Annotated in this window: 19 protein-coding genes; 9 read left to right on the top strand and 10 right to left on the bottom strand. The window is 33.7% G+C overall.

All coding sequences use genetic code 11. The annotated features are described in order from the left end of the window. Positions 1-64: 64 nt before the first annotated feature. From BUR17_RS10810 to BUR17_RS10780, 7 genes are all read right to left on the bottom strand, one after another. Positions 65-1,435: an exopolysaccharide biosynthesis polyprenyl glycosylphosphotransferase gene (locus BUR17_RS10810; protein WP_074230403.1), complete on the bottom strand. Its 1,371-nt coding sequence runs from the start codon at positions 1,433-1,435 to the stop codon at positions 65-67. 36 nt (positions 1,436-1,471) lie between these two features. Further along, positions 1,472-2,101, bottom strand: coding sequence for a 7-carboxy-7-deazaguanine synthase QueE (locus tag BUR17_RS10805; RefSeq protein ID WP_074230402.1), 630 nt, complete (start codon positions 2,099-2,101; stop codon positions 1,472-1,474). Positions 2,102-2,107: 6 nt separating this feature from the next. Then, entirely contained in the window at positions 2,108-2,992 is an 885-nt protein-coding gene (locus tag BUR17_RS10800; RefSeq protein WP_074230401.1) for a bifunctional 5,10-methylenetetrahydrofolate dehydrogenase/5,10-methenyltetrahydrofolate cyclohydrolase, read from the bottom strand. 19 nt (positions 2,993-3,011) lie between these two features. Further along, complete coding sequence (locus tag BUR17_RS10795) at positions 3,012-3,836, bottom strand: class I SAM-dependent methyltransferase (RefSeq protein WP_074230400.1); 825 nt, start codon at positions 3,834-3,836, stop codon at positions 3,012-3,014. Positions 3,837-3,838: 2 nt separating this feature from the next. Then, positions 3,839-5,479 (bottom strand): glucose-6-phosphate isomerase, encoded by a 1,641-nt coding sequence (gene pgi / locus BUR17_RS10790; RefSeq protein WP_074231165.1) that lies wholly within the window; start codon positions 5,477-5,479, stop codon positions 3,839-3,841. 123 nt (positions 5,480-5,602) lie between these two features. Continuing rightward, on the bottom strand, positions 5,603-6,469 hold the full coding sequence (locus BUR17_RS10785) for a hypothetical protein (protein WP_143747570.1): 867 nt from the start codon (positions 6,467-6,469) through the stop codon (positions 5,603-5,605). Positions 6,470-6,662: 193 nt separating this feature from the next. Then, the gene (locus tag BUR17_RS10780; protein WP_074230398.1) at positions 6,663-7,574 is read right to left on the bottom strand and encodes a DUF4349 domain-containing protein; all 912 of its coding nucleotides are present in this window, start codon (positions 7,572-7,574) and stop codon (positions 6,663-6,665) included. Between the two features lie 202 nt (positions 7,575-7,776). Here BUR17_RS10780 and BUR17_RS10775 point away from each other — a divergent pair, with 202 nt between their 5' ends. Continuing rightward, the gene (locus BUR17_RS10775; protein ID WP_074230397.1) at positions 7,777-9,135 is read left to right on the top strand and encodes an acyl-CoA dehydrogenase family protein; all 1,359 of its coding nucleotides are present in this window, start codon (positions 7,777-7,779) and stop codon (positions 9,133-9,135) included. An 88-nt stretch (positions 9,136-9,223) separates the two neighbouring features. Here the strand turns inward: BUR17_RS10775 and BUR17_RS10770 are convergent, their stop codons facing one another. The 3 genes from BUR17_RS10770 to lon all read right to left on the bottom strand — a co-directional run bounded on the left by BUR17_RS10770 (position 9,224) and on the right by lon (position 13,307). Further along, the gene (locus BUR17_RS10770; protein ID WP_074230396.1) at positions 9,224-9,601 is read right to left on the bottom strand and encodes a MauE/DoxX family redox-associated membrane protein; all 378 of its coding nucleotides are present in this window, start codon (positions 9,599-9,601) and stop codon (positions 9,224-9,226) included. 109 nt (positions 9,602-9,710) lie between these two features. After that, complete coding sequence (locus BUR17_RS10765; protein WP_074230395.1) at positions 9,711-10,823, bottom strand: AI-2E family transporter; 1,113 nt, start codon at positions 10,821-10,823, stop codon at positions 9,711-9,713. A 75-nt stretch (positions 10,824-10,898) separates the two neighbouring features. Beyond that, entirely contained in the window at positions 10,899-13,307 is a 2,409-nt protein-coding gene (gene lon, locus BUR17_RS10760) for an endopeptidase La (RefSeq protein ID WP_074230394.1), read from the bottom strand. Between the two features lie 258 nt (positions 13,308-13,565). Here lon and BUR17_RS10755 point away from each other — a divergent pair, with 258 nt between their 5' ends. The 8 genes from BUR17_RS10755 to BUR17_RS10720 all read left to right on the top strand — a co-directional run bounded on the left by BUR17_RS10755 (position 13,566) and on the right by BUR17_RS10720 (position 23,155). Next, on the top strand, positions 13,566-15,707 hold the full coding sequence (locus BUR17_RS10755; RefSeq protein ID WP_074230393.1) for a peptidylprolyl isomerase: 2,142 nt from the start codon (positions 13,566-13,568) through the stop codon (positions 15,705-15,707). Positions 15,708-15,835: 128 nt separating this feature from the next. After that, positions 15,836-16,786 carry an MlaD family protein gene (locus BUR17_RS10750; RefSeq protein WP_074230392.1) on the top strand — a complete coding sequence of 317 codons (951 nt, stop codon included), beginning with the start codon at positions 15,836-15,838 and terminating at the stop codon, positions 16,784-16,786. 11 nt (positions 16,787-16,797) lie between these two features. After that, positions 16,798-18,129 (top strand): (Fe-S)-binding protein, encoded by a 1,332-nt coding sequence (locus tag BUR17_RS10745; protein ID WP_074230391.1) that lies wholly within the window; start codon positions 16,798-16,800, stop codon positions 18,127-18,129. 83 nt (positions 18,130-18,212) lie between these two features. Continuing rightward, entirely contained in the window at positions 18,213-18,998 is a 786-nt protein-coding gene (locus BUR17_RS10740; RefSeq protein WP_074230390.1) for a (Fe-S)-binding protein, read from the top strand. Between the two features lie 31 nt (positions 18,999-19,029). Next, entirely contained in the window at positions 19,030-20,160 is a 1,131-nt protein-coding gene (locus tag BUR17_RS10735; protein WP_074230389.1) for a hypothetical protein, read from the top strand. A gap of 24 nt (positions 20,161-20,184) precedes the next feature. Continuing rightward, positions 20,185-20,673: a hypothetical protein gene (locus BUR17_RS10730; protein ID WP_074230388.1), complete on the top strand. Its 489-nt coding sequence runs from the start codon at positions 20,185-20,187 to the stop codon at positions 20,671-20,673. A gap of 80 nt (positions 20,674-20,753) precedes the next feature. Then, entirely contained in the window at positions 20,754-21,896 is a 1,143-nt protein-coding gene (locus tag BUR17_RS10725; protein WP_074230387.1) for a glycosyltransferase, read from the top strand. Continuing rightward, positions 21,893-23,155, top strand: coding sequence for an oligosaccharide flippase family protein (locus BUR17_RS10720; protein ID WP_074230386.1), 1,263 nt, complete (start codon positions 21,893-21,895; stop codon positions 23,153-23,155). The genes BUR17_RS10725 and BUR17_RS10720 overlap by 4 nt, the downstream gene beginning before the upstream one ends. Positions 23,156-23,289 lie beyond the last annotated feature (134 nt).

Below are 23,289 nucleotides of genomic sequence, written 5' to 3'. Positions count from 1 at the left end.
CTGAGGTTAAGACTAGGCTTGATTTTAATGCCCAAATTTTAAATTATTTTAACGGAATCTCGTCTTATTTTGCATTTTTATCTCCTTTTATAACCAATAAAATGGTTTTTAGAATAATCACAATATCTAAAATGAAGCTCCAGTTTCTGATGTAGAATGCATCGGCAAGAATTCTCTTGTTCATTTCAATTTCCACATTTCCTGAATCACCTCTTAAGCCGTTTACTTGGGCTAAGCCAGTAATTCCAGGATTAGCTAAGCTTCTTAAGCTATATCTTCCAATCTTTGGTTTGTAATAATTATCAACAGCCAACATATGTGGTCTGGGTCCTACAATAGACATTTCACCTTTCAAGACATTGATAAATTGTGGCATCTCATCAAGGCTTGTTTTCCTTAAAAACTTTCCTATTTTGGTAATTCTTTTATCGTTTACACTTGTTGTTTTAGATGCAGAATCTTCATTTACAAACATTGTTCTGAATTTAAAACAATTAAAAACCTCCTCATGAAAACCATATCTTTTCTGAATAAAAAATATAGGTCCTTTAGAACTTTTTTTAATTAAAATTGCAATAATGGGAAATAACCACGAACAAATGAATAGCAAAACCAAGACCGAAAAAATAATATCAAAGGTTCTCTTCAATAAAAAATTAGAATAATAGTCTAAAGGATATTTTGCCTGAGTTAAAATTGCCTGAGTTTGAATATACCCTAAATCATAAAAGAAAAAATTGTTCTTTGAAATATTCGGTATCAAAGAAATGTGCACTTTATTGGCTTCTGCCAATCTGAATAATTTTTCTTCCGTTTCATTACTAAATGAATTTTCGGTAGGAATAAATAAGGTGTGAATTCCATTTTTTTTCCAAAAATCTACTAGATTTTCAATATTTACTTCAGATGAGTTATAATTAAATATCTTGTAACCAAAATCTTTTCTTTCTTCAATTGTCTTCTTTAAAACATCCGTCGCATTATTTTCACTAAGAAACATCACATTCCTGTTGTTGACTCCCATTGCTCTGATGTATCTTATCAAAAAATAGACAGTAGATTTTAATAAAAATATAAAAACAAAAAGATAAAGTGAAAGCCAGGTGAGTTCTGAACCAAAAAACTGATTACCGCTTACTTTTCGAATCAATACCAAACCAATTATAAATAAAAGAAAATGAATAATAATTCGCTCTACAAAAATTATATAAGTAAGGTTTCTGGAGATATTATAAATTTTCGTTCTTCCGCTTAATAAAATCCAAAATGAGATAACAAGAAGTAAAGGAAATGAGATTTCATACCATATTTCCTGATTGTGAATCAAATCCCGGGATGTATTTAAAAAATAAAATACAAAAACACCTGCAAGAACCAAAAGGTCAAGCAATATGATAATTGATTTTAGATAACGGGAATATCGGATTCTTTGCATCTTCTCTAGCGAAACACAAAAGCTAATATAAACAATTTACGGGATATTCAGATACTTGTGAGTTTGAACTGAGGCTTGCCAACGTGGATTTGCAAGGATGAAATCGGTAATCTTAGGATACATTTCGTCTCTTTTGCTCCATTCGCTCTGAAGATATAACCTACAATTTTCCGAAACTTTTGCAGCTTGTTCATCCGCAAACTTAAAGTCATTATTGTTAAAAACAATCATTTTAAGTTCGTGAGCTTTAGCATAAATTTCTTCTTTTGGAAGTCCTGTTTTCTTTGGTGAAAGTGTGATCCAGTCGATTTGCCCGCTCAAAGGATATGCTCCTGAAGTTTCGATATGGATGGTGCAACCTAATTCTTTTAATTTAGAAGTCAAAATATCTAAATTCCACATTAATGGTTCACCACCGGTCAAAACAACAATTTTACAGTGTTTTGCAGCAGTTTCTGCAATTTCTTCAGCATTCATCAAGGGATGCAGCGTAGGATCCCAACTTTCTTTTACATCACACCAATGGCAACCAACGTCGCAACCTCCCAGTCTGATAAAGTAAGCGGCTTTTCCTGTATGTGCGCCTTCTCCCTGAATAGTGTAAAAATGCTCCATCACAGGGAGCATTTTACCTTCTTTTAATAATATATCTTCTTCTTTATTCATTTCAAATTAGTCGTTATAGACCGAAGTCTTATAAGCAATGATGGTATTTTTCATCAACATCGCTCTTGTCATAGGACCTACTCCTCCGGGAACAGGTGTAATCCAGCTTGCTTTTGCTGCACAACTGTCAAAATCTACGTCACCTGCTAAATAATATCCTTTTGGAGAATCGTTATCAACCCTTGTAATTCCTACGTCAACGATTACTGCTCCGTCTTTAATCATTTCACCTTTCAAAAAATGAGGGTCACCTAAAGCGGTAATTACAATGTCTGCTTTTTTAGTATATTCTTCGATGTCTTTCGTGTAAGAGTGAGTCAACGTAACCGTAGAATTTCCGGGGAAATCTTTTCTTCCCATCAAAATACTCATTGGTCTTCCCACAATTTTACTTCTTCCGATAATTACACAGTCTTTTCCTTTTGTTTCAATATTATATCTTTCCAATAATGTTAAAATCCCAAAAGGAGTTGCTGGTAAGAAAGTATCCATTTCCAAAGCCATTTTTCCAAAATTTGTTGGGTGGAAACCATCAACATCTTTTCTCGGATCGATTGCGTTGATAATTTTCTCCTGATCAACCTGGTCTGGTAAAGGTAACTGTACGATAAAACCGTCTACAGATTTATCTTTATTCAGTTCGTCGATTTTTTCCAACAATTCAGATTCAGAAACTGTGCTTGGAAATTTAACTAAGCTAGATTGAAATCCTACTTCTTCACAGTCTTTCACTTTAGCATTTACATACGCCTTGCTTGCTCCGTTGTTCCCGACAAGAATTGCTACTAAATGTGGTGCTCTTCTTTTGCTTGCAATAATTTTGTCAACTTCAACTTTGATTTCTGCTTTGATTTCTTTGGATACTTTTAATCCGTCAAGAATTTCTGCCATTTTTACTTTTATTACTTTATTAGATTTTTTTGAATACTACGATATCCTGAAACTCATCTGCTCCTTCTTTTTCTACATCATTTCTCCAATATCCGCTTTTTATTTCTGTAACCGTCAAGTCAGCGTCAGCTGCCATTTTATTCAATAAGGGGATACTGATAGCAATATTTGCGGCGGTTACCTTGTCGTCCATTAGTTTGTAGCCATCATAAATATGAGGAAAATGCATTGTCCCACTTTCTTTTTTAGAATCGTCGTATAAGAAGAAAGTTGACAAACACAAACCATCATTTTTTAAAACTCGGCTGATTTCATTTAAATATCTTTTAATCTCGACCACCTGCATATGGGTGAAAACAGAAAATAAAAATACTTTGTCAAATTTTTTGTCTTCGTAAGGAAATGTAAATTCTTCTGCTTTTAAACTGAAAGAATTATACAAATCATTATATATTGGAGTAAATTTAAACTTAAAGTTTTGATGTTTCCTGTTGATATTCTTGTTACACCAAGTAATTCCCTTTTCAACGGCATCAAAACCATCATAAGAACCTTCTTTGATAACATTCGTTAATGCTACGGCGGTTCTTCCAATACCACATCCTACATCTAAAATATGGTCGTTACTTTTAAGATCAATATATTTTTGTAAAACTTTTGTCTGTCGAATTCCGTGAGCAAGAAAATCACTGCTTCCTACATAGATATCTCCTTTTTTAGGCTCGTTTTTCGATCTTTTTCCGGTAATTCCTTCATAAAAATCAATAGGAAAATAATAAATTTTTCTTCCTAAAATTCTTAAACCGGGAGGTAATTTGTAATAATATGATCTTAGTAGCGACATCTTTATTTATTTCCTTTATAATAGTTAATCAAACCATTTGTTGAGCTGTCATGAGAACTAATAGTCTCATTACTTTCAAGTTCCGGTAAAATTTTATTTGCTAAAACTTTTCCTAATTCCACCCCAAACTGGTCAAAACTGAAAATATTCCAGATTACTCCTTGAACAAATATTTTGTGCTCATATAATGTAATTAGTTGCCCTAATGAAAATGGAGTTAATTCTTTAATTAATAAAGAGTTAGTTGGTGTGTTTCCATGGAAGACTTTATAATTTAGCAAGAAATCAATTTCTTCTTCAGATTTTCCTGAAGCTTGTAATTCTTCTTCCACTTCTTCTTCGTTTTTACCAAAAGCTAAAGCTTCAGTCTGAGCGAAAAAGTTGGCCAATAATTTATCTTGGTGATCAGAAACTTTGTTCGGACTTTTCGCATACGCAATAAAATCAGCAGGAATCAATTCTGTTCCCTGGTGGATCAATTGGTAAAAAGCGTGTTGTCCGTTTGTTCCCGGTTCTCCCCAAATGATCGGACCTGTTTCATATTCTACGAATTCTCCGTTTCTATCGACACATTTTCCGTTACTTTCCATATCTCCCTGTTGAAGATAGGCTGCAAATCTGTCTAAATATTGGGAGTAAGGCAAAACAGCGTGACTTGTTGCAGCGTAAAAATTACGATACCAAATTCCTAAAAGTCCCATTAAAACAGGAACGTTTTCTGAAAAATCTGCCGTTTGGAAATGCTGGTCTGTATTTTCAGCACCTTTTAATAGTTGTTCAAAATTCTCATATCCAACAGAAAGAACAATGCTCAAGCCAATTGCGCTCCACAATGAATATCTTCCACCAACCCAATCCCAGAATTCGAAGATGTTATCTTCCGCAATTCCGAAGTCTTTAACTAATTGAACATTAGTAGATAAAGCTACAAAATGTTTTGCGACATCTTCCTGTTTTCCTGCTTTCAAGAACCAGTCTTTTGCCGAATTTGCATTCGTCATTGTTTCCTGAGTCGTAAACGTTTTTGAAGCAATGATGAATAAAGTGGTTTCAGGATTTAGATTCTTCACCACTTCAGCAATATGATTTCCGTCTACGTTTGAAACGAAATGAACATTTAATCTAGTTTTAAAATGTTTTAAAGCCGAAACTACCATCACAGGTCCCAAATCTGAACCTCCGATTCCGATGTTTACAACATCCGTAATTTCTTTTCCGCTAAAACCTTTGTGTTCTCCTGAAATAATTTTTTCAGAGAAAGATTTCATGTGGTCTAAAACTCTTTTGATTTGAGGCTTAATGTTTTCACCATCAACCAAAATTTCTTTATCAGAAAAATCCCTCAAAGCGGTATGCAAAACTGCTCTTCCTTCTGTCTCGTTGATTTTATCACCCGAAAACATTTTAGAAATAGCATCCTTCAACTGACATTCTTCTGCAAGATTCAAAAGAAGCTCTTTTGTTCTTGAATCGATTAAATTTTTAGAATAATCGAATAAGAAATTATCTTTTTTGATAGAAAACTCTTCAAAACGGTTTGGATTATATTGAAAAAGCGTTCTCAGCTCAAAATCGTTATTTCCAAAGTGTTCGTCGAGGGCTTTCCAGCTATTTGTTTGTGTAGGATTTATTTTTGATAACATATGTAGAAGTGATTGTAAGATGTAGGAATTTTTTTGAATAAAATTCACTAAATCATATTTATTAAATTTCAATCTGCAAATTTACGGAATTTTCGTACAATGATGTTAATTGAGGATTAAAAATCAATTGGTGAGTTCTAATTGCATAGAAATACTGTAAACCGTTTTTCTTGTTTTCGTATTAAAAATATTATACCAGTCCAGATTACTATTCGCCATGACATTTGAATTTACTGATTCACAAGCCTTGAAAGAAGGAGCTGTTCCATGCTTTAATACATTTTTTTCTTTAGTTCCGTCCGGATGGTTTACAGTGGTGATATAAGAGTATGTGTTTTGCTCGTTTACAATCCATTCAAAACCAATAAATAAACCGTCCTTAGGAAATGGAATAGGATTTTTTGATAAATCTATTTCAGTAAGATGTTTACCAGACTTACAGGAAACAACAATGTTTTTTGTTTTTTCTAAGGAAGGTTTTCCGTTGATGTTTTCATAAAAAATAAGGTTGAAAGTAGCTTCTTTTATCGTATTATGAACTTGCGTTGGGATTTTTATCTTTTTAATGTAAACTTTTTCATCGGGAATTTCATTTTTAAATAAATCGACGACCACCCAGCTTATATTTAAAGCTGAAAAGCCCATACTGCTTTTTTTAATTGAGCCTACTGAAAATGATTTCTGAAACTTTGGTTTTGTAATTTCCACTTCCTCAATTTCATTGAACTGAGGTTTTAATAAATAGGTTTGTTGGGCTTTTTCAACTTTCAATTTTTCATATCCAAAAGATTGAATTTCTGATATTTCTTCATCTTTCTCTAAAATTGCTTCGCCGTTTTCTTCAGTGTTTTTGTAGTAACTCTTGTCTTTTAAAATAAGTTTAGCATAAGGAATAGGCTTCTGATTTTCTGAATCTAAAATTTTGATTCTATTTTGAGAAAAAATTGACAAGCTTAGAATAAAAAATAGTACAGTAAAAATTTTGGTCATTGTTTTATTTTGAATGATTAACGCTCCTTCCTGAATTTTATTTGGTGAGTAAAAGGAAAGTATCTTTTTGTGTAGATTTATTTTTTAATAAAGCGAAATTAAAAATTAGAGTTTTAAAAATAAAAAACCTCCACAAAATGCAGAGGTTCGGTAATATTTATATATGAATAACCAAAAGGTTAGGATGCCACGTTTATTCTTTATCAGCCTGAATTGGTTTCTTATTAGATTTGTTTTTACGATAAAAGTAAAATAATACCCCTCCAATTAATAGAATCGGCCAGATTATAATGAGGCCAATCACAATTCTCTGAATTAAATAATATCCTTCAACAAAGGCATTTTTTGCACTGTAAAAGAAATCGAATTTATATTTATTATCAATGTTTTCTGAATTGGTAATGGCAATTTCTGCAATTCGGAGCTTGGGTTCTTTAATGTAAATATCGACTGTGCTGTATTTCAGATTATCGGTTACATCAAGATTTGCGAGCTGTTGTTGGTTTTCTACAGACATATTTTCATCGCTCATTTTTACTTTGTCTTTTGTGGTTTTGAGTTCAGAAATATTCTCGCTGGTTTTTTTTATTCTTTTGCCTTCCATTTCTGCATATTTAATGTTTGAAGTCACATCTTCGGCATTGATAATTCTGGAATTCAGGAAGAGTTTTTTATCATTAATTAAAGTTAAAAGTTCACCTAGTTTTGCGGTGGGAACCCTTACCTGCATTGTGTTTTCCGTCTGATATTTTTTTACCAGCATAGCTTCTTCATTAGAAGTATTGTAAGTGTCTTCCGAAATTACTCTGCTTTGTAAATTGCTGTGCGTAACAAATCCGCCAAGTTCTTGTACCGATTTTTCAATAGATATGGTTGCTCCGTAAACATCTTTCACTTCCATGTTTATATTAGCAGTTTTGATGAACTGCTTGTCTTTTACAGACATTGTTGCTGCTGAAGAAATGTTATCGGAACTTTCCACTGAAGCCGAATCTGCAGCTGTTGACAACTCATAATCGTTTACGGTAGCTTCGCCTTTTTTACATGAATAAATTCCTAATAAAAGTGCGGTTGCGATGGTTAATCTGATGTAAGTCGTTTTCATATATTTATTTTTTAATGTTTTACTTAGGTCAAAGTTCCAGCAGAATCGTTTGTAATGTTTGAATATTGCAGGTAAACATTTTGTAAATAATTAATTAAATTTAAATTATTGAAATTCAGTATTTTGTAAAATTGATTACTCGGTTTGATTAGTACTTCGGATTGATTTTTGCTAATGTTTTACAAATTAAATCTCAAATAATATGTCTAATACTTTTTCCAAAATCAGAAACGCTATAGAATTATTCCGATCAATAGATTTTGATCAGTTGAGTGCCATTTCTCAAAAGGTAGATTTGCCAAAATTGATGCAAAGTTTTTCCAAATTAGATAATAAACAATTGCAAGGTTTGTCGAAGATGCTTGATCCGAACAAGAAGAAAAAGGAACTTCCGCCTATTGATGGCGATTTCTACGATATTTATCACACTTTGACTCCCGAACAAAGAGAAGTTCAGCTTAAAGTAAGAGCGTTTATGGAAAAAGAAGTAAAGCCTTTGGTGAATCATTATTGGTTGCGAGATGAATTCCCACATGAGCTGATCCCGAAATTTCAAAAGCTTGATATTTGTGGAGTAACGTATGAAGGTTATGGTTGCAAAGGCATGCCTTTTTTGATGGAAGGTGTTATCGCAATGGAAATGGCGAGAATTGATGCTTCTATCGCTACATTTTTCGGAGTGCAATCTGGCTTAGCAATGGGCTCTATTTATATTTGCGGTTCGGAAGAGCAAAAACAAAAATGGCTTCCTCAAATGCAGAAGTTTGAAAAAATTGGTGCATTTGGTTTGACTGAGCCTGAAGTGGGTTCCGGTGCAGCAGGAGGTTTGACGGCAACTTGCAAAAAAACTCCTGAAGGATGGATTTTAAATGGTGAAAAGAAATGGATCGGAAACGCCACTTTTGCAGATGTTATTATTATCTGGGCAAGAGATCTTGATGATGGCGAAGTAAAAGGTTTTATTGTTGAAAAAGATAATCCTGGTTATTCTGTAGAGAAAATTAAAGGAAAAATGGCGCTTCGAATTGTTCAGAATGGATTAATTACTTTGAAAGATTGTTTAGTAACTGAAGAAAACAGACTTCAAAATGCCAATTCTTTTAAAGACACCGCAAAAGTTTTGAGAATGACAAGAGCCGGAGTTGCATGGATGGCGACAGGTTGCGCAAGAGGAGCGTATGAAAGTGCTTTAGCTTATACAAGAACAAGAGAACAGTTCGGAAAACCAATTGCTTCTTTTCAAATGATTCAGGGACATTTGGTAGAAATGCTTTCGAATTTAACGGCGATGCAAACGATGGTTTTCAGACTTTCTGAAATGCAGGACGAAGATATTCTGAAAGACGAACATGCTTCTTTAGCGAAAGTTTTTTGTACGATGAGAACGAGAGACGTTGTTTCCAGAGCACGAGAAGTGATGGGCGGAAATGGAATTCTGCTCGAATATGATGTGGCAAGATTTGTTGCCGATGCCGAAGCGATTTATTCTTATGAAGGAACGAAAGAAATCAATTCACTGATTGTTGGTAGATCAATTACGGGGTTCAGCGCATTTGTTTAAAAGTCAATGGTGAATTGTGAATCTTGCTTCGCAAGTGAATTTTAGAAATTGACAAGCAAAGCGAATTGACCATTCACCATTCACATTATTATTTCAGCAAAGCTCTATATTTTTCTTTATTATCAATAATCATCCAAAGATTAATTAAAAATAAAACGCCTGCGATTGACATTCCCATTGTCGATTTATCCATCGTGAAAACATGAATTACAATTCCTACCATTACGGGAAGAATAACAATTGCTCCTAAAGCTCTGGTTTTTGGGAAGATAAATAACAGTCCGCCAATAATTTCTACAGCTCCTACTAAAGGCATCAACCAGAAGATTTTTTCAAATGCGGCGAAAAGTTCCATTTGCTCTGGAGTCGGTTTTTCCATGGGCATGTAATTGAGAAACTTGTTTAATCCTGCATTGATAAACATTAATCCGAAAAGAAGACTGATAATAAGTTTAATAATTTTCATAAGGTGATTTTTTATTAAAATTAAATAAAATTCTTTTTCGTTGTGAAAAAATCAATGAAAATTTAATTTTGGCAGAAATTATTCATTGTTTATTATCAATTACTCATATTTAATCCATTTCCTTTAAGGTGATATTTTTTGAAATTTTGTAAGATTTTTTCTTTTTATTAGGCTTTTCTTCTTCACCCAATAGTTTACCCCAAGGTTTTAAACCGTCAACTCTTTCAAAAATAATTTTGATAATTGCAATCGCGGGAATGCAAAGAAACATTCCGGAAATTCCCCAAAGATGTTCGCCTAAAAGAATTCCGATGAAAGAAAATAATGCGTTGATTTTTACTTTTGAACCTACCACAAAAGGCAGTACAATATTTCCGTCGATAGCGTGAACAATAACATAGCCGATTGCTACATAAACACAAGTTGAAACAGTGCCTGTTGCAAATGCAATAAAGCAAGAAATTAATAAAGAAATAGCGATTCCGATATAAGGAATTACATTCAGTAATCCTGTTAAAACACCTAATAAAATTGCATATTTTACGCCTAAAATAGTAAGAACTGTTGTAGCAAGTACCGAAACAATAATTACCTGAAGACAAAGCCCGATAATGTATCTTTTGGTCATGATTCTGACTTCTGAAACAACTTCCTGTACGCTGGCTTTGTGTTTTTCGTTGAAGACATTAACGATGAAATTATTTAATATTCTTCTGTAATTTAATATAAAGACAAAAAACAGAATAAAAAATGCTAAAAACCCTAAGCTTGTAGAAAAAACTCCAAAAGTAAAGCCTAAAATCACTCCTGAAGAAGATAAAAGTTTAGCCAAACCTTGGTCTAAATAATCAAACTGTTCGTCGATTTTTACATTAAAAGTATGTGATACCCAGTTTTGCAGATTGTGAAAAACCAAATTAAACTGTTTGCTGAGATGTGGAAGATCTTTGCTGAAGCTTGATATTTGGGAGCCGAAGAAATAGATCATTCCCGTAAGAATAATCAGCATCATCATGACTGAAACAATTGTAGAAACAGATCTTGGGAGCTTTAGTTTTTGCTCCATAAAATTGGCAAATGGTAAAAAAAGCATCGCCATTAAAAAAGCCAAAAAAAACGGAGCCAAAATACTCTGTCCTAATTTGATAAGGTAACCTATTCCGATGATGGAAATAACTGCTAATGCAAGTTTCAGGAGAAATGGAAGTTTGATAAAATTCATAATTTAAAATCTGCTGTATAAAAATAATAAAACCCCACCGTTTTCAGATGAGGTTTTATGTTTATTATTGAATATTTATTTTTCGATGGCCAGTTCCAGTACTTCTTTCATCCAGCTTACGTAGTTTACTTTCAGATTTTTCAGGTAATCCTGCTTTATTTCTTCCACATCTTTTCTGTTGGCTTCGCAGAGAATCACTTCTTTGATTCCTGCTCTTGTCGCAGCGAGTAATTTTTCTTTAATTCCGCCTACAGGAAGTACTTTTCCTCTTAGCGTAATCTCACCGGTCATGGCAAGATGAGGTTTTACTTTTTTGTTTTTGAATGAAGAAACCATGGAAGTTAGCATTGCAATTCCCGCAGAAGGTCCATCTTTTGGTGTGGCTCCTTCAGGAACGTGAACGTGAATATTTTTCTTTTCCAGATCGTCTTCACTTATTCCCAGATCTTCATGTTTGGCTTTAATGTATTCCAACGCAATGGTTGCAGATTCTTTCATTACCGTTCCCAGATTTCCGGTCATGGTAAGATTTCCTTTTCCGTTGCTGGTAATACTTTCGATAAATAAAATGTCTCCACCTACGCTTGTCCACGCCAATCCGGTTACTACTCCCGGAACATCTGTCAATTCAGATAAGCTTTTTGGTCTTGGAACCCCTAAAATTTCATCAACTTTATCAACCGTAATTTTAGCATCAAATTCTCTTACCAAAGCAGTCTGCAAAGCAACCCAACGTGCAATTGCGGCGATTCTTTTTTCTAAAGTTCTTACACCGCTTTCCGAAGTATGTGCTTCGATGATATGTTTCAATTCAGGATTTCCAAGTTTGAAAGATTTTGCAGTCAAACCGTTTTCTTCCTGTTGTTTTTTAATTAAATGTCTTTTAGCGATTTCAATTTTCTCCTCTAAAGTATAACCTGCAATCTGAATGACTTCCATTCTGTCTAAAAGCGGAGTTTGGATCGTAGAAAGTGAGTTTGCTGTTGCCAAGAACATTACTTTAGACAAATCATAACCCATTTCAAGGAAGTTGTCGTAGAAAGAGCTGTTTTGTTCAGGATCCAGAACTTCAAGCAATGCTGAGCTAGGATCACCGTGCATTCCTTTTCCCACTTTATCTATTTCGTCTAAAACAATTACGGGGTTTGAAGTTCCCGATTTTTTAATGGACTGAAGAATTCTTCCTGCCATTGCTCCAATATACGTTTTTCGGTGACCACGAATTTCACTTTCGTCATGAAGTCCCCCTAAAGAAACGCGTACGTATTTTCTTCCCAAAGCATCGGCAACAGACTTTCCTAGAGATGTTTTACCAACTCCAGGAGGACCTACCAATAATAGAATAGGGGATTTCATGTTATTTTTCAATTTTAAAACAGCCATGTGTTCTAAAATTCTTTTCTTAATATCTTCTAAACCAAAATGAGCTTTGTCTAAAACTTTTTCGGCTTTTTCAATATCAAAAGTATCTTTTGTGAAGGTTTCCCAAGGTAAATCTGTAAAGAAATCTAAATAATTTCTCTGAACATTATAATCCGGAGAATTTGGGTTTTGTCTCTGTAGTCGACCTATTTCCTTTTGGAAATGTTCTTCAACTTCAGGTTTCCAGTTTTTATCTTGTCCTTTTTTAAGCAAATCTTCAACATCGCTTTCTGGACCACCTCCCAATTCATCCTGAATTGTTCTGATTTGCTGATTCAGGAAATATTCTCTCTGTTGTTTGTCTAAATCTTTCGAAGTTTTTTGATGAATTTGATTTCTCAATTCAAGCTTTCGGAAATCCTCGTGCATCATTTCGTAGCACTTTTTGGCTCTTTCCATCAGGCTTTTTTCTTCCAAAAGTTTTTGCTTTTCCAAGTAAGGGAAATTGGCATTCGTGCTTACAAAATTCAGCAAATCTTCATTGTTGCTGATGTTTTTTATTGCAAAATTGGCAGCATTCGGAATATTAGGATCAAGCTCAATAATTTTTAGAGCTAAATCTTTAATGTTTTCCAGTAGAGCTTCGTATTCCTCTTTATTTTTAGCTTTTGTATCTTTTAATTTAGATATTTCAGCTTTAAAATAAGGTTGAGATTCTACGATTTTTTTTACTTTAAATCGATGGAATCCTTTGGTAATAGCGGTAATGTTTCCTTCCGGAAGCTTAATAATCTTAATGATTTTGGCTAAAGTTCCTGTGTGATAAAGATCTTTTTCGGTAGGTTGCTCGATGTCAGAGTTTTTCTGACTCACAATTCCTATATAATCACCGTTTTGTTGCGATTCTTCAAGAAGTTGTATAGAAGTCTTTCTTCCTGCAGTGATGGGAATTACCACATTTGGGAACATCACCATGTTTCTTACCGGAAGTATCGGGAAAATGTTTTGCTCAGAGCTTTTCTCATTATCCATATCCAGGTCAGAAAGGTTGATTTCTTCGGCTACTATGTTAAAACCATCGCCAAGAATATCATCAAAATTTATATCTTCAAATTCTGTCATAATAAATCGAATGACAAATTGTCATTTTCAGTTTAAGTCGTTACAATGATATTTCACAATTTGCTTAAAGAAAGCAATATGTATGAACTGTATATTAAATTGACAATATTAATGCCATTTGATAATCATCAAAAAATACGGTCAAAATTTCCATTTTCACAGTATTTGAATTTTAAAAATTAAAAACACGACTTATATTTCTGTAATTTCTTAAAAATGTGTATTTTCGCACACTGATATAAAAACTATATTTATAAAATGGCAATTTTAGGACAGATTAGGAGTAGACCTTGGCTTTTGATGGGAATGATCGCATTGGCGCTTTTGGCGTTTTTGGTAAACCCGGAAAGCCTTGATAAGGTTTTTGGTAAAAACCCTGATGTTTTAGGAAAAGTAAATGGTGAGAAAATTACTCGTGAAGAGTATAACGACCAGCTTTTCGTATTACAACAACAAGCAGAGCAGCAAGGTCAACCAAAAAACGGACTTGAAGAACAAGCTTGGCAACTACTTGTACAGTCGAAATTGGTAAAACAGCAATTTGAAAAAATGGGCTTCGAAATGACAGATGATCTATTCTGGAATCAGCTTCAGTTTGATCAAATGTTTGCACAAAACCAACAGCTTTTTGACGAAAAGGGGAATTTCAAGCTTCAGGAATTAAAAAAAGAAATTGAAACTCTACAGAATACAAACCCTGAAGGATACAGTCAATGGTTGAAAACTAGAAAGACTATTGAGTACAGAATTATGGCAAGACAGGTTTTTGCTAATGTTTCTGCAGGTATCACTACAGGTAAAAAAGAAGCTGAAGAATTGATGAAAGAAAGAGATCAGCTTGCTGATATCGACTTTGTAAAAGTAGATTACGCTTCTTATCTTCAGAAAAATAAAATCAAGGTTACAACTGAGGATTTAGCTAATTATATCAAAGCGCATCCGGTACAGTTTAAAACTGAGCCAAGCAGAAATTTAGGAATTGCATTTTTCCCTTCTCAGCCAAGTCCGGCAGATGAAGCTGCGGTACAAAAAGATATTACCAAAATATTTTCTGGAGGTACTGATGCAAGTGATGGAAAAGAAAACTTCCAAAACACTACTAATGATTCTATGTTTGTAATGGCAAACTCAGATATGCCATATAACAATGCTTATGTTCAGGCAAACCAAATGCCTCAAGGATTACAAGGGAAAATTGAAACGGCTGCAATCGGACAGGTTTTCGGACCTTACAAAGAGCAGAATCTTTATGTATTGTCTAAATTAATTGACAAAAAACCTTCAGATTCTACGTTGTCAAACCATATCTTGATCGCTTATAAAGGTGCTGAAAGATCTACAGCGACAAGAACTAAAGAAGAAGCTAAAAAAATTGCTGACAGTTTAATGGCTGGAATTAAAGCTAATCCTACGAAATTTGCAGAAGGTCTTAAGCTTTCTGACGAGCCAGGTGCTGTTGAAAGAAAAGGAAGTGTGGGTTGGACGACTCCTCAAAGTCAGTTCGCTCCAGGATACTTAGCGTTTTTGGCAAACAATCCTAAAGGCGCTACAGGTTTAGCAGAAACAGCTTTCGGTTATCACATCATCAATATTGAAGATAAAAAAGCTGGGGCAATGGGTTATAAAATTGCTCATATCGTGAAAACTATTAAGCCTTCTGAAGCTACAGAAGCTGAAGTTGATAAGAAAGCAAGAAGATTTATCCAGCAGATTCAAGGGAAATCATTCAATGATTTTGTAAATATTGCTAAAAAATCAAACTACCAATATTCTAACGCTAAATCTGCAAAAAGATTTGACGGTCAGCTTCAAGGTTTAGGAACTGATAAAGACGGTGAAATTATTGCTTGGGCTTTTGATAAGAAAAGAGAAAAAGGTGATACAGAGTTCTTCACTGTAGAAGGTACAGGAGATAAAGTAGTTGTTTACTTAAACGGGAAACAGGAAAAAGGTCTTGCAGATCCGGAATCTGTAAGAGATCAGATAGAAACAGTAGTTCAGAATAAATTGGCAGCTAAGCAAATTTCTGAGAAAATTGGAAAAGCAGGAAGCTTAGATCAGGTGGCTACAAAATTTGCAACAACTAAGCAATCAGCTCAGGTTAACATGCTTAATCCTTCTGTAGCAGGAGCGATGGAGCCTAAAGTTGCAGGTGCTGCATTTGGTATTGCAAAAGGAAAAGTTTCAAATCCAATCGAAGGTGGTACTGGTGTTTATGTTATTGTTAAAAAGAATGAAACAATTAATAAACAACCAGGCGATGTAAAACAATTTACAGAGTCTGTTACTCAGAGAAATGCAGGAATGTTTGGTCAGGCTTGGTTAAAGAGCTTACAAGACAATGCAGATATCGATGATTACAGAATTGAAATCTGGAGTAAATTAGGAAATCAACAATAAGATTCTAATTTAAAAATATAAAAGCGCCAAAGTAATTTTGGCGCTTTTTTTGTATTTAACGCAGAGCAATAAAGAGAAACATTAATTTAAAATGTACTATATTTGCTACATTAGAAAAAATTTAACAAGTGAAATTCAGTAAAGAATTAAAGGCTGGTTTAATCGCGCTTTTAGCCATTGTTGGCTTCGTGATTTTATTTCAGTTTATGAAAGGCAGAAGCCTTTTTACTACCGACAATATATTTTACGCAAAATATGATAACGTAGAAGGTCTTGCACAGTCTTCTCCGGTTTCCATCAATGGTCTGAAAGTAGGACAGGTTGATAAAATCATTCCTCAGACAGGCAAAGACGGAAAGTTACACTTTGTCGTAAAGATTACCGTAGATGATAATTTTGAATTTTCAAAAAATTCAAATCTTGAGATTTTTGAGCCAAGCTTAATGGGTGGTAAAGAAATGAGAGTAAATCTTTTTTATGGTGGTCCTACTGCAAAAGACGGAGATACTTTGAAAGGTGCTTTCAAGCTAGGAATGATGAACAGTCTTTCTTCTCAGGTTGGTCCTGTGAAAGACCAGTTGCAAACTGTTTTGCATAGAGTAGATTCTTTGATGGCAAATGCTAATCAGGTAATGAATGCTCAAAACAGAGAAGAAATCAGAATATTACTTCACAACCTAAACAAAACTGTAGGTGCATTAGAAACTACAGCAGGAAACGTAAACAAATTGGTTGGTAATAATGATCCGAAACTTCAGAAAGTTCTTGATGAAGCAAGTTTAACCATGCAAAGTGGTAAAACAACTTTGGATAAATACGGAAATCTTGCGGAAAGTATAGATACCAAGCAATTGAATCAGACGATTGCTAATCTAGATCAGACTGTTGGGAAATTAAACGGTGTGATTTCTGGTATTGACAGAGGTGAAGGTAGTTTAGGGAAGATTATGAAAGATGATCAGTTGTACAACAACCTGAACTCTGCATCTACCAATCTGAACTCTTTAATCGAGGATATGAAAGCGAATCCTAAGAGATATATTAATTTCTCAGTTTTCGGTAAGAACAGTAAAGACTAAAAATCTACAATATGCAGTATCTTGATAATGTATTTTTTCTGATTTTACTTATTGCAGGTTTCGGGCTTTTTGGAAAAAGTCTTCTGAAGATCTATAGAAATATCAGATTAGGACGAGAAATTAATCGCAGCGACAGAAAAGCTGAACGCTGGGAAACCATGGCAAGAGTTGCGATGGGACAAAGCAGAATGACGGCAAGACCTGTTGCAGGTGTTTTGCACCTTTTTGTTTACGTCGGTTTCGTAATTATTAATATCGAATTAGTTGAAATTATCGTTGACGGAATCTTCGGAACTCACCGTTTTCTATCAACAATTTTCGGACATACTTTCTATAATTTTTTCACCGCAACATTAGAAGTTTTAGCACTTTTAGTAATTGTTGGTGTGGTACTTTTCTTTATCCGTAGAAATTTTTACGGAGTGAAAAGATTGACGATGAAAGAACTTTTCGGATGGCCAAAAAATGATGCCAACTGGATCTTGATCATTGAATTTGCTTTAATGGTCGCTTTCTTCACGATGAATTCTTCCGACTTTATCTTACAGCAAAGAGGAGTTTTAGCAGCACATGGAAGCTTTCCAGTCAGTGAAATGACATTGGTTCCTTTCTTAGAAATTTTCAGTTTTGATAATATCTTTTTAGAAGTTGTTGAAAGAGGAGCTTGGTGGTTCCATTTCATAGGGATCCTGTTCTTTATGAATTACCTTTATTATTCTAAACATTTACATATTATCCTTGCGTTTCCAAGTACTTGGTACGCCAATCTTGATTTGTACGGAAAATTCAATAACCTTGAATCGGTTACCAAAGAAATCAAATTGATGATGGATCCGAATGCAGATCCTTACGCAGCTCCGGCTGAAGGTGCAGAAGAAGCTCCGTCGAAATTTGGTGCAGAAGATATTTTTGATTTGAACCAAGTTCAGTTATTGAATGCCTATTCATGTACAGAATGTGGAAGATGTACTTCTGTTTGTCCAGCAAATATTACAGGTAAAAAGCTTTCACCGAGAGCTATTTTGATGAAAACGAGAGACCGTTTGGAAGAAGTTGGTAGAAATATCGATAAAAACGGAAAGTTTGAAGACGATGGTAAGAAATTGTTGAACGACTACATCACAAAAGAAGAACTTTGGGCTTGTACTACTTGTAATGCTTGTACACAGGCTTGTCCGGTATTGCTTGACCCGCTTTCTATTATTTTCGAAATGAGAAGATTCTTGGTGATGGAGCAATCTGCAGCACCGCAGGAATTGAATTTGATGATGACCAATGTAGAAAACAATGCCGCACCTTGGCAATACAATCAGGCAGACCGTCTGAATTGGGCAAAAGACTAATTAATCTAATAATGTAAAAATGTAACGATGTAACAATCACTGGTAAACTGTTACACTGTTATATTGATAAATTTGAAACTGATATGGATTTCAATATAAAAACAATGGCGGATTACGCAATGGAAGGCAAATCTCCGGAAGTTCTTTTCTGGGTAGGTTGCGCTGGAAGTTTCGATGATAGAGCCAAAAAAATAACCAAAGCATTCTGCAAAATTTTAAATAAAATAGGTGTTGAATTCGCTGTTTTAGGACAGGAAGAAAGCTGTACAGGTGATCCTGCAAAACGTGCAGGAAACGAGTTTGTTTTCCAGATGATGGCAATGACGAACATTGAAGTTCTGAATGCTTATGAAGTAAAAAAAATCGTTACGGCTTGTCCGCACTGTTTCAATACGCTTAAAAATGAATATCCTAATTTAGGCGGAAACTATGAAGTAATTCATCATACCCAATTCTTAAAAGAACTGATGAATGAAGGCAGACTGAAGATTGAAGGCGGAAGTTTTAAAGGTAAAAAAATTACCTTCCACGATCCTTGTTATTTGGGAAGAGCGAATGATGAATATGAAGCTCCAAGAATGCTTTTAGAAAAGCTGGATGCCGAATTGGTTGAAATGAAACGTTGCAAAACCAATGGTCTTTGTTGCGGAGCAGGTGGAGCACAGATGTTTAAAGAACCTGAAAAAGGAAAAAAAGATATTAATGTGGAAAGAACAGAAGAAGCGCTTTCTTTCGAGCCTAAAATCATTGCAACAGGTTGCCCTTTCTGCAACACGATGTTGACTGACGGCGTAAAACATTTCAATAAAAATAACGAAGTTGAAGTAAAAGATATCGTAGAACTTTTGGCGGAAGCTGAAGATTTGTAAATATATTTCCAGAAAGGATAAATCTTGAGTTATGAATTTAAAATGGGGTTTATCCTTTCTTTTTTTTATTTTAGGTTTAAGTTTTCTTACTTTTTCCTGCTATCAGAATAGGGTTTACGATTGGGATATGCCTGGATATTTAGGCAGCGTTTATTCCTGGGAATTTCCTGATGATGCAAAAAAAGCACAGGAAAAAGTATATTCTGATATTGAAAAAGAGGCTTCAAAAACAGAATTCAACGATATTCTTCATTACAATCATGCCAATGAAGTTTTCTACGCAGATTATAAAGCCTTTGGCGAGCAATTGCCATATTATAAAATTAAACTTGGCTTTAATGCTGCAGTTTATGTATTGTATAAACTAGGATTTACAGGACCTCTTTCGGTTCTTATGGTCAATATTTTTTCCTATTTTATTTGTGGTTTACTGATGTTTTATATTTTAAAACTACTGTTTCCCAAAAACTATTTTATTGCACCGCTACTTTCATTGTTTGTTTTCTGGTTTCCTCCGGTAAGAGACATGGCGCAAAATCCCACACCAGATATGTTCGTTTTTGTCTTTCTAATGTTTTTTATCATTAGTCTGCTTCAAAAAAAATCTGAATTACTACAATTTATTTTCCTTCTTTGCTGCGTTTTAATCAGACCAGATTATGTGCTTTTTGCAATGAGTTATCTGTTTGTAGTTTTCGTTTTTAAATATTTTAAAGAAAATAAACAGATCAATTATAGTTTAATTCTTCAAGGATTTTCAATTGCTGTAATTTATGTTGCGATTATTAAATACTACAATTATCCTGGCTGGAAAGATCTTTTCTATGACAGTTTCTTTTACAGAAGACCAATAATTTCGGCTGAAAAAGCAGAGTTTACTTTTCAGAAGTATTTTGATTTTCTATTATTTAAATTAATCAACTTTAAAAAAATAACTTTGACTTCCTTAATTTTAGTTGGATCAACGTTTTATTTTTCAAAAGATTGGTGGATCAGAATCTTGTCTTTATTATTCTTTGCCAATATTTATATCAAGTTTGTTTTTTTTCCGGATAGTGCCAATCTGAGATTCTTTTTAGGTTTTGTTCTTTTGCTTTTTATTGTACTTCTGTATGCATTAAGCAAAAAGTACAATGGTTTCCAACTCAGGAAAAATGCGTAATTTTACTTTTTAAATTTATTCAGAATGAAAATTGAAGAATCTAATATTGTTGAAGCAAACGATTACAGAGTTATCATATATCCCGCATCAAGACCTTTCACTACAAAAGAAGCCAAAGTAATTACAGAGAAATTATATGATTTCTTGGCAGGTTGGGCAGCGCACGGAAAACCACTTTCGTCATCTTTTAAAATTGAAAAAAATCAGTTTATCGTAATCTGTGTAGACGAAGAAAAAGAAATGGCTTCAGGCTGCAGCATCGATGCTTTGGGTAAAATAATGAGGGAGATTGACGAAGAGTACCAATTGGGATTATTCGACAGAATGACAGCCAGCTTCGTAGAAAACGGAGAAGTAAAAACCTTAAAGCTTATCGATTTTAAAAATAAAATCAGAAGCGGAGAACTTTCAAAAGACATAGAAGTTTTTGATTTCTCAAAAAACACGTATTTAGAATTTTTAGGAAACTTTTTATTGCCTTTCAGCAAAAGTTGGGCAGTTACCATAAAATAATTCCTTAATGAAATAATGAAAATTCCTCTTGGTTTCTGATTCGTAGAAACTGATGAGGAATTTTTTGAATAAGCACTTCTATGCCAAAAATTCTATTCTTAACCACTGCCCATAATTTTGATGATGACAGAATCTTTTTTCATCAGGCAAAAGAATTGATTACATCTGGTTTTGAAGTGAAAATTTGTAGTTTAACAGCGGAATTTAAAGGCGGAATTGATGGTATTGAGATAGAATCTTTTGATATTTTAAACCAATCTGTACAGACAAAAATTCAAAAGTTTATAAAAGTCTGCAGTTCTTTTCAGCCGGATTGTATTATCTGTTCTGAACCTATTGCTGTATTTGCAGCAAACAAATTTCGTAAAACGAAAAAAGTAAGTGTTGTTTATGATATTACAGAATGGTATCCTGCGATGTCGATGCTTCAGAATTACAATTTTTTGATGAAATGGGTTCACGGAATAAAATTTTTCTTGGTTCAGTTATATGCAGGTTTTTTAAGCACTTATTTTATCTTTGGTGAAGAGACCAAAAAGTTTCCATTGGCTTATTTTTTTCCTTTTAAAAAGAAAATTATTTTGCCTTATTATCCTCACGAACGATTCGTTTCTGAAAATATTAAGGATTTAAATGCAAACGAAATAACGCTTTGTTACACAGGCGCAATTTCAGAAGATAAAGGAATCGGGAATTTTTTCAATGCTGTTGAAGAACTTCACAAAAGTAATCGTCGGTTAAATATCAAAATACTGATTGTTGGTTCTGCGATAAAAAAATCGGACGAAACTTATTTCTCGGATATTCTTGCCAAATCTTCAGTAAAAAATATAGAGATCAGAAAACCGACTTCTTTCGAAGAATTTACAAAAGCTTTTGCTGATGCCGATATTTGTTTTGATTTGAGGGCTTTTAATTTTGAAAATCATCATTCGCTGCCCATCAAATTATTCTATTACATGGGCGCCGGAAAACCGATTATTTATTCAAGCTTGAAAGGAATAAGAAAACACATGAATGTTTCTGATTTTGGATATTTGGTGAATCCAAATGATTCTAAAAAGATTGCAGAGCATATTGAAGCTTATCTTAACGAGCCGCAACTGTACAATCTTCATGCAACCAATGCAAGAAAAGAATTTATACGAAATTACAATTGGAATGTCATCAAGAATTCTTTTGTTAACTTTATCAAAAATTCTTTACCAAAAAACAACAAATGAAGCAGCTTAAAGTTGTTCAGACTTTTATTTCAAGGTTCTTGATTTTGATTTTGAGCTTTGGTCTGGTCATCTTTTCTACCAACATGTGGGGAAGTGAAGGAAAAGGCACGATCTCAATTGTCATTGCCAATGTTGCTCTGGTTAGTTTTTTCAGTAGTATTTTTTCGGGAAGCAGTACCTCTTATTTTGCAAGAAAATTTAAGGTAGAGCAGGTTCTGGTTTACTCTTATCTCTGGTCGCTCATTGTAGGAACTGCAGTTCCTTTGATATTCAGTTTTGCGGCGATTCAGAATGAATTTTTGTATTATTTAATTGGTATTTCTGTTCTTTCATCGCTTTTATCGACCAATATTAGTCTGTTTATTGGGACGCAGAATATTCGCTTTTTCAATATTTATACTGTTTTACAGCAGCTTGTACATGTTTTGTTTATCGCAATTCTGATCTATATTGTTAAACTGAAAGATGTTTCGGTTTACTTTTTAGCTCAGATTTTCTGCTTAGCATTTCTGTTTCTAACCAGTCTTTTTCTGATTCTGAAGAAATGTAAATTTTCAGAATTTTCATTTTCAAAATCAGTATTCATCAATATGTTCGAATATGGCTGGAAAACCCAGTTGAGCACATTTATTCAGTTTTTAAACTACAGACTTTCTTTTTATTTTTTAGAATACTTTGAAGGAATTGCTATTGTGGGAATCTTTTCTATCGGAATTACATTTTCAGAAGCAATATGGACAATTACAAGAAGTATCGCGGTCGTTCTTTATTCTGACGTTGTAAATAGCGAAAGCAGGGAAGAATCTATTGTTAAAACTAAATCTTCACTCAAGCTTTCATTCACTTTGATGCTTGTTTTTATTTTTGGAATTCTGATTATTCCGGATTTTGTGTATCCTTTTATTTTTGGAAAAGAGTTTAGTGAAACCAAGCTCATCATGCTTTTGTTAGCTCCCGGAATTCTGGCAATTGCAGTAAGTGATATGATTGGCTATTATTTTTCAGGAATTAAAGAGTTGAAAATATTAAATATAAAATCGATTGTAGGATTATTGATAACGGTTACTTTTTCCTTTTTTGCCATTCCGAAATGGGGAATTTGGGGCGCCTGTTTTGTAACGACCTTATCATATGTAGTTTCTGCAGCGATATTATTCTGGAAATTTTATCAGTCTACCGATTTTAAAATCAAAGATTATATTATTTCTAAAGATGAAATTAATACATTGATTAAAACTTTTTCTAAAAAAAGCAATTGATATTTTCCTGGTTAAAATCTAATACCAAATCCTTATTTTTACCAATCAATTAAGAGTTTTCAAATAAGATACTGAAAATATTAAATAATATATTTTTTGTTACATTGAATCTCAGTCCATCAACTGTCAACTAA

The sequence above is a fragment of the Chryseobacterium scophthalmum genome, from assembly GCF_900143185.1.
In the GTDB taxonomy this organism is placed as follows: domain Bacteria; phylum Bacteroidota; class Bacteroidia; order Flavobacteriales; family Weeksellaceae; genus Chryseobacterium; species Chryseobacterium scophthalmum.
The sequence above is the reverse complement of the archived record's forward strand: the minus strand, read 5'-3'. Positions and strand labels throughout refer to the sequence as shown.

Excerpts from the sequence above, each read along its gene's own strand:
- BUR17_RS10775 (WP_074230397.1), top strand. The coding sequence starts at position 7,777 with ATGTCTAATACTTTTTCCAAAATCAGAAACGCTATAGAATTATTCCGA.
- BUR17_RS10725 (WP_074230387.1), top strand. The coding sequence starts at position 20,754 with ATGCCAAAAATTCTATTCTTAACCACTGCCCATAATTTTGATGATGAC.
- BUR17_RS10720 (WP_074230386.1), top strand. The coding sequence starts at position 21,893 with ATGAAGCAGCTTAAAGTTGTTCAGACTTTTATTTCAAGGTTCTTGATT.
- BUR17_RS10810 (WP_074230403.1), bottom strand. The coding sequence starts at position 1,435 with ATGCAAAGAATCCGATATTCCCGTTATCTAAAATCAATTATCATATTG.
- BUR17_RS10755 (WP_074230393.1), top strand. The coding sequence starts at position 13,566 with ATGGCAATTTTAGGACAGATTAGGAGTAGACCTTGGCTTTTGATGGGA.
- BUR17_RS10805 (WP_074230402.1), bottom strand. The coding sequence starts at position 2,101 with ATGAATAAAGAAGAAGATATATTATTAAAAGAAGGTAAAATGCTCCCT.
- BUR17_RS10745 (WP_074230391.1), top strand. The coding sequence starts at position 16,798 with ATGCAGTATCTTGATAATGTATTTTTTCTGATTTTACTTATTGCAGGT.
- BUR17_RS10730 (WP_074230388.1), top strand. The coding sequence starts at position 20,185 with ATGAAAATTGAAGAATCTAATATTGTTGAAGCAAACGATTACAGAGTT.
- BUR17_RS10800 (WP_074230401.1), bottom strand. The coding sequence starts at position 2,992 with ATGGCAGAAATTCTTGACGGATTAAAAGTATCCAAAGAAATCAAAGCA.
- BUR17_RS10765 (WP_074230395.1), bottom strand. The coding sequence starts at position 10,823 with ATGAATTTTATCAAACTTCCATTTCTCCTGAAACTTGCATTAGCAGTT.
- pgi (WP_074231165.1), bottom strand. The coding sequence starts at position 5,479 with ATGTTATCAAAAATAAATCCTACACAAACAAATAGCTGGAAAGCCCTC.
- BUR17_RS10785 (WP_143747570.1), bottom strand. The coding sequence starts at position 6,469 with ATGACCAAAATTTTTACTGTACTATTTTTTATTCTAAGCTTGTCAATT.
- BUR17_RS10735 (WP_074230389.1), top strand. The coding sequence starts at position 19,030 with ATGAATTTAAAATGGGGTTTATCCTTTCTTTTTTTTATTTTAGGTTTA.
- BUR17_RS10770 (WP_074230396.1), bottom strand. The coding sequence starts at position 9,601 with ATGAAAATTATTAAACTTATTATCAGTCTTCTTTTCGGATTAATGTTT.
- BUR17_RS10740 (WP_074230390.1), top strand. The coding sequence starts at position 18,213 with ATGGATTTCAATATAAAAACAATGGCGGATTACGCAATGGAAGGCAAA.
- BUR17_RS10780 (WP_074230398.1), bottom strand. The coding sequence starts at position 7,574 with ATGAAAACGACTTACATCAGATTAACCATCGCAACCGCACTTTTATTA.
- lon (WP_074230394.1), bottom strand. The coding sequence starts at position 13,307 with ATGACAGAATTTGAAGATATAAATTTTGATGATATTCTTGGCGATGGT.
- BUR17_RS10795 (WP_074230400.1), bottom strand. The coding sequence starts at position 3,836 with ATGTCGCTACTAAGATCATATTATTACAAATTACCTCCCGGTTTAAGA.